Raw genomic sequence first — 5,973 nt, 5'->3', positions numbered from 1 at the left:
TTTTGGTTGACCCAGTTCAACGCCTGCACAAACGAAACTTCGTTGTCCATTACAAACAAGCTCCTTCTCAAAAAATTGTATTTCAGGATACATATTTTCAGGGATCTCCCCCTTAGGATAAGCCGAGCAGTAACCCGATCTCGAACTAACCTCAACAGAAGCGACTATGGCACGTTTAGAACTCTCCCGGCGGGAATTCTGCCTGCGTTCTGGGGCTTTCGTGGCTGGCTTGATGGGGAGCCGCTGGTTGGTTCGCGATGCCGCGGTGGCTCAAGGAACCAAGCTGAAGGTGGCCGGGGTTTATACGGTTCCCATTGAGCAGCAGTGGGTGAGCCGGATCCATAAAGCGTTGATGACCGCCCAGGAGCGGGGGGATATTGACTACACCTGGTCAGAGTCAGTTTCCAACACCGACTACCCACGGGTGCTGCGTCAGTATGCCGAGAGCGGCGTCCAACTGCTGGTGGGTGAGGTCTTCGGGGTGGAGCGGGAAGCGCGGGAAGTAGCCAAAGACTATCCCAAGGTCAGCTTTTTGATGGGATCCAGCCTCAAGCCGGATCCTGCCCTGAGCAATTTTGCCGTGTTTGACAACTACATCCACGAGCCTTCCTATCTGATGGGAATGGTGGCCGGGGGGCTGACCCGCTCCAAAATCATCGGCATGGTGGGGGGCTATCCCATTCCAGAAGTGAACCGCCTCATGAATGCTTTTATGGCAGGGGCGAGGGAACTGCAGCCGGAGGTGAAGTTTTTGGTCACCTTTATCGGCAGTTGGTTTGATCCCCCCAAAGCCAAAGAGGCGGCTTTTGCCCAAATTGATGCCGGTGCAGATATCCTCTATGCAGAGCGGTTTGGGGTATCTGATGCTGCTAAAGAGAGGGGCGTTTTGGCCATCGGCAATGTGATCGATACCCAGCCGGACTACCCGGAAACGGTGGTGGTCAGCGCCCTGTGGCACATGGAACCCACCATCGACAGAGCCATTGCCGCGGTGAAGGCCGGAGAATTTAAGGCAGAGGACTACGGGATCTACAGCATGATGAAATATGGGGGATCCAGCCTCTCCGACTGGGGAACCTTCGCCGACAAGGTTCCGGCTGAACTGAAAGCTAAGGTGATGCAGCGGCAGGCAGAGATTCTGGCAGGGTCTTTTGTTGTAGCCATCGATGATAGCGAACCCAAGTCCACCCTCTGAAGCGCCTTTGGCCTTGAAGGTGGTGGGCATCACCAAGCGCTTTGGTGCTCTGCTGGCCAACGACCAGATCGATCTCGAACTGCGGGCCGGGGAGATTCTGGCCATCTTGGGGGAAAATGGGGCGGGCAAAACGACGCTGATGAATATCCTGTTTGGGCACTATGTTCCCGATCAGGGTCAGGTGTGGGTGTTTGGTCGGCCCCTCAAGCTGGGATCCCCAGCGGCTGCCTTGGCGGCGGGGATAGGCATGGTGCATCAGCATGTGGTCTTGGCCGATAATCTGTCGGTGCTGGACAACATTCTGCTGGGCACTCAGCCCCTGTGGCACCTGTGGTCTCGGCGGCGAGAGGGACGGCGGCGCATCCAAAAGCTAGCTGAGGAATTGGGGTTGGCCGTGGATCCCGATGCCCTGGTGGGATCCCTGACCTTAGGGGAGCGGCAGCGGGTGGAGATCCTCAAGGTGCTGTATCGAGGGGCGCAGATCCTGATTTTGGATGAGCCTACGGCGGTGTTAACCCCACCGGAAATTGAGCCGTTTTTTCACACCCTACGGCAGATGGCCGGTCGCGGACTGGGGATCCTGCTGATTTCCCACAAGCTCCAGGAGGTGATGCGCATCAGTGACCGGGTGATGGTGCTGCGCTCAGGGCGGGTGGTGATGGCGGGCAAGACGGCTGAGATCCATCCCACAGCTCTGGCGGAAGCGATGGTGGGGCAGCGGTTGGCGGCGGTGGTCAAAGCGCCCTTGTCTGTTGGGGAGACGATCCTGGAGCTGCAGCAGGTCTCCTGTCGGGCAGGGCAGCAGCATCTGGAGCAGGTTTCTCTGACGGTGCGGCGTCACGAAATCGTGGGTATTGCCGGGGTGGCGGGCAATGGGCAATCCGTCCTGGCAGATCTGATCTGCGGGGTGATCCGGCCCCACCAAGGTCATCTCCATCTGCATGGCCGAGTCCTGCGGCTGATCTCTCCTGCTGAGATGGTGCGGCAAGGCATGGCCCGGATCCCGGAAGACCGCCACAAAACCGGACTGATCGGTTCCCTTAGCCTGTGGGAGAATTGGGTGATCGAGCGCTATCGGGATCCCGAATTCTCGCGGTGGGGGATCCTGCGTCACCGCCAAATCTATCAGCAGGCCCACACCTGGCTACAGACCTACGATGTGCGGGGGCTCCAGAGGGGGGATCCCTGGCGGGCGCTCCAGATGCCGGTGCAACTGCTGTCCGGCGGAAACATGCAAAAAGTGATCCTCTCGCGGGAGCTGTGTCGGGATCCCCAGGTGATTGTGGCTCACCAACCGACGCGGGGACTGGATCTGGGGGCTGTGGCTTACGTGCATGCCCAACTGCTGGCAGCAGCCCGGGCTGGAGCCGGGATCCTGCTCATTTCTGAAGACTTGGATGAATTGCTGAGTTTGGCCGATCGGGTGGCGGTGCTCTATCGCGGTCGGCTTTCCTCGGCAGTCCCGACCCAAACCACAACGGTGACCGCCTTGGGGTTGCGCATGGCCGGGCAGGAGGTGGCCGATGCGTGTTGAACCTCGTTCCACTGTGCCCCTTTGGCTGATCCTGAGTGCGCCGATGGCAGCCATTGTCCTGGCTTTCCTCTCCTGTAGCCTGCTGATCCTGTGGACGGGATCCCCGGTTTTGGCAGCCTATGGAGCTTTGCTGCGGGGAGCGGTGGGATCCCCCTTTGCCCTGAGCGAAACTTTGACGCGGGCCATTCCCCTGATCCTGACGGGATTGGCGGTGGCGGTGTGTTTTCGGGCCAAGTTGTGGAACATCGGTGCAGAAGGCCAGTTTTATGGCGGGGCTCTGGCTGCCAGCCTCTTGGGCACCGCTGGGCTTTCGCTGCCGCGCCCGTGGTTGGTGCTGGTGCTGCTGCTGGCGGGCTGGATTGCTGGAGGGCTGTTGCTGTGGATCCCGGCCTGGCTCAAGACTCAGTTCCAGGTGGACGAAGTGGTGACCACCCTGCTGCTCAATTTTGTCATTCTTCTTGGGATCAGCTATCTCCTGGAAGGCCCCCTCAAAGATCCTCTGGCTCTGGGTTGGCCCCAAGGTCGTGCCCTGGCGGAGAGTGCTCTTCTGCCGCGGCTGATTCCCCGCAGTCGTCTCCACGCTGGTTTAATCATCGCCCTGCTTGCTGCCCTGGGGGTGTGGGGGCTGGAGCAGTTCACCGTTTGGGGCTTAGAAATGCGAGCCGTAGGCGCCAACCCAGAAGCGGCCAGGTTCCTCGGCATCCCAGTCCGGAGAGTTATTTTATATACCTCATTGTTGGGAGGTGGGCTGGCAGGCTTGGCGGGAGCTTGTGAACTTCTCGGGCTCAAGGGCTATCTCACCTTGGATTTATCCCCGGGCTTTGGCTACACCGGCATTGTTGTTGCCCTGTTGGCCCAACTGCATCCCTTGGGAGTGGTGGGGGCCGCAGTTTTCATTGCCGGGGTTTATGTGGGAGCCGATACCATGGGGCGTAGCTTGGGCGTTCCCACCTATCTTGCCGATGTCATTGTTGCTGCTGCCCTGCTGTGGATGTTGGTCTGCATGGGGTTGGCCCGCTATCGTCTGCGCTGGGACTGAGCACCCGTGTCTGCACTCCTGAGCTTAATCAGCTTAATCGGCACCTCCAGCTTTTGGGTGGCCACCCTGCGCATTGCCACTCCCTTGCTCTTTGGCACTTTGGGCGAAGTCCTCTGTGAGCGGGCCGGCGTTCTCAATTTGGGCATCGAAGGGATCATGACCCTGGGGGCCATGACCGGTTGGCTGGTGGTCTATCAGGGGGCTGGATTGTGGTGGGGCGTAGCCTTTGCTGCCGTCCTCGGTGCAGGTGTGGGCTTGATTCACAGCCTGTTGACCGTCCGCCTTGGGGTTTCCCAGCACGTCACCGGCATCGGCATCACCCTCTTGACCATCAATGCTGCTTATTTTGTCTATCGCATGGCCCTGCCCCAGGTCACCTCTCCTCCCAAAATCATCCCCTTCAGCCCTTGGCCGATCCCGGGTCTCTCCAGCCTGCCCTTTCTGGGAGAAACCCTGTTTACCCAGCCGCCCCTCACCTACCTCAGCCTTCTCCTGGTGCCCCTCATGGCCTACATCCTCTACCGAACTCCTCTGGGCCTCGCCGTGCGCATGGTTGGAGAAAATCCCCAGGCTGCCGCTTCCCAGGGGATCCCGGTCTATGCCGTTCGTACCGGAGCGGTGATGGTGGGCAGCGCTCTTATGGCCGTGGCCGGTGCTTTTTTAACCCTCTCTGCGTTCGATGCGTTTTTCTTCAATATCGTCAATGGGCGGGGGTGGATTTGCATTGCTCTGGTGGTTTTTGCCGCTTGGGATCCCTGGCGAGCCTTAGGAGGAGCGTTGCTGTTTGCCGGGTTTGATGCTTTGCAATTGCGCCTTCAGCAGCTTTGGGGTAGCCGGATCCCCTATCAGTTTTTCTTAATGTTGCCCTATCTGCTCAGTATTGTGGCGTTGATTTTGGTCTCTCGCCATGCCAAAGCGCCCCGCGCCCTTTTGATCCCCTTTCGCCCTGAAGAACGGATTTGACTACTGGACTTTCAAGAAGCCGAAAATTACTCCTATTGAGCCTTTGCCCTTGCCCCAGAAGCCTGTATGTCTTACGTCAAGACGATTGTCTGTTTCGCCAACTCCAGAAAAATGGCCGGTCGCTGTATTGCCGGCAAGGAATGGCAGAACGGAGAGCCAGGAGAATGGGTGCGTCCTGTCAGCAGCCGCCCGTCACATGAGGTCTCTGAACATGAGAGGTACTACGAGAGCGGTGGCGACCCAGAACTTCTTGATATTCTCTGTGTCTCTTGTGATACACCTCAGCCACTACCTCACCAGAGGGAGAACCACGTTATCAATCCAAAGCACCGCTGGAAAAAAGTTGGCCACCTGCCTTGGGAGGACATCAACAGTTGGCTAGACAACCCTGAGAATCTCTGGGGCACTGGCGAGAGCAGCTATGCTGGGTGGAACAACCGGTTAAGTGTCGGGCGAGAAAGCGGAGTTTCTCTTTACCTTGTACCGGTCGAGCATTTGCGTCTGTTGGTTGGTTACAAGGCACCAGGATACCCGAATTCTAAGCGTAGAGTACGCGGCGAGTTTGTATACAAGGGAGTAAAATACTGCATGGATGTTACCGATCCCGTGATTGAACGGGATTTCCTAATGGGCGAAGACGGTCAATATGACATCCCCGATCCGGTGCTGTGTGTTAGCCTTAGCGATCCCTACTTGGGCTATTACTACAAGCTGATAGCGGCTGTTCTCTACTCAGGTCGACCCATATGAAATCAGAGATCTACACGATTGGTCACTCAAACCACGAGATTGATTTTTTCATAGACTTACTGCGCCAGTACAACATCACCGGTATTGGCGACGTTCGCTCACGTCCATATAGCCGTTACGTCCCTCAATATTCACAAGAAAAGTTGAAAAGTGCTTTAGCGGCAGCAGGTATTGCTTACGTCTTTCTGGGCAAAGAATTGGGAGGACGTAGCGAAAATCCGAGCTGCTATGATCAGGGTAGGATTCAGTATGAACGACTGGCAAATGAGTCAGCCTTCCTCGAAGGGATCGACCGTCTGATCCAAGGTTCTAGTCGGTATCGGATCGCACTGATGTGTGCTGAGAAAGACCCTATTGAATGTCATAGATCGTTGCTGGTGGCGCGTAAACTTTTTCAAAGTGGGATTCCGGTCAACCACATCTTGGCCAATGGCTCTTTGGAGACTCATGAGGCTCTAGAATCTCGTCTTCTTGCCCTTTGCAAACTTCCAG

Annotated in this window: 6 protein-coding genes; all 6 read left to right on the top strand. The window is 57.3% G+C overall.

The annotated features are described in order from the left end of the window. Positions 1-166: 166 nt before the first annotated feature. Positions 167-1,195, top strand: coding sequence for a BMP family protein (locus tag NW856_RS13020; RefSeq protein WP_414400607.1), 1,029 nt, complete (start codon positions 167-169; stop codon positions 1,193-1,195). Positions 1,196-1,202: 7 nt separating this feature from the next. Continuing rightward, positions 1,203-2,729, top strand: a complete 1,527-nt coding sequence (locus NW856_RS13015) for an ABC transporter ATP-binding protein (RefSeq protein ID WP_414400606.1) — start codon at positions 1,203-1,205, stop codon at positions 2,727-2,729. Next, positions 2,719-3,768, top strand: a complete 1,050-nt coding sequence (locus tag NW856_RS13010; RefSeq protein ID WP_099887454.1) for an ABC transporter permease — start codon at positions 2,719-2,721, stop codon at positions 3,766-3,768. Before NW856_RS13015 ends, NW856_RS13010 begins: the two co-directional genes overlap by 11 nt. 6 nt (positions 3,769-3,774) lie before the next feature. Then, a complete protein-coding gene (locus NW856_RS13005; protein ID WP_414400605.1) occupies positions 3,775-4,731 on the top strand; it encodes an ABC transporter permease in 957 nt (318 codons plus the stop codon). Between the two features lie 66 nt (positions 4,732-4,797). Continuing rightward, positions 4,798-5,481 (top strand): dual OB domain-containing protein, encoded by a 684-nt coding sequence (locus NW856_RS13000; RefSeq protein ID WP_414352113.1) that lies wholly within the window; start codon positions 4,798-4,800, stop codon positions 5,479-5,481. Further along, the coding region (locus NW856_RS12995) for a DUF488 family protein (RefSeq protein ID WP_414400604.1) at positions 5,478-5,973 on the top strand (496 nt) is incomplete at its 3' end. The genes NW856_RS13000 and NW856_RS12995, both read left to right, overlap by 4 nt.

Source organism: Synechococcus sp. R3-13, from assembly GCF_047462195.1.
Lineage (GTDB): Bacteria > Cyanobacteriota > Cyanobacteriia > Thermostichales > Thermostichaceae > Thermostichus.
Note: the sequence above shows the minus strand (reverse complement) of the source record. Positions and strands in the feature narration are given on the sequence as shown.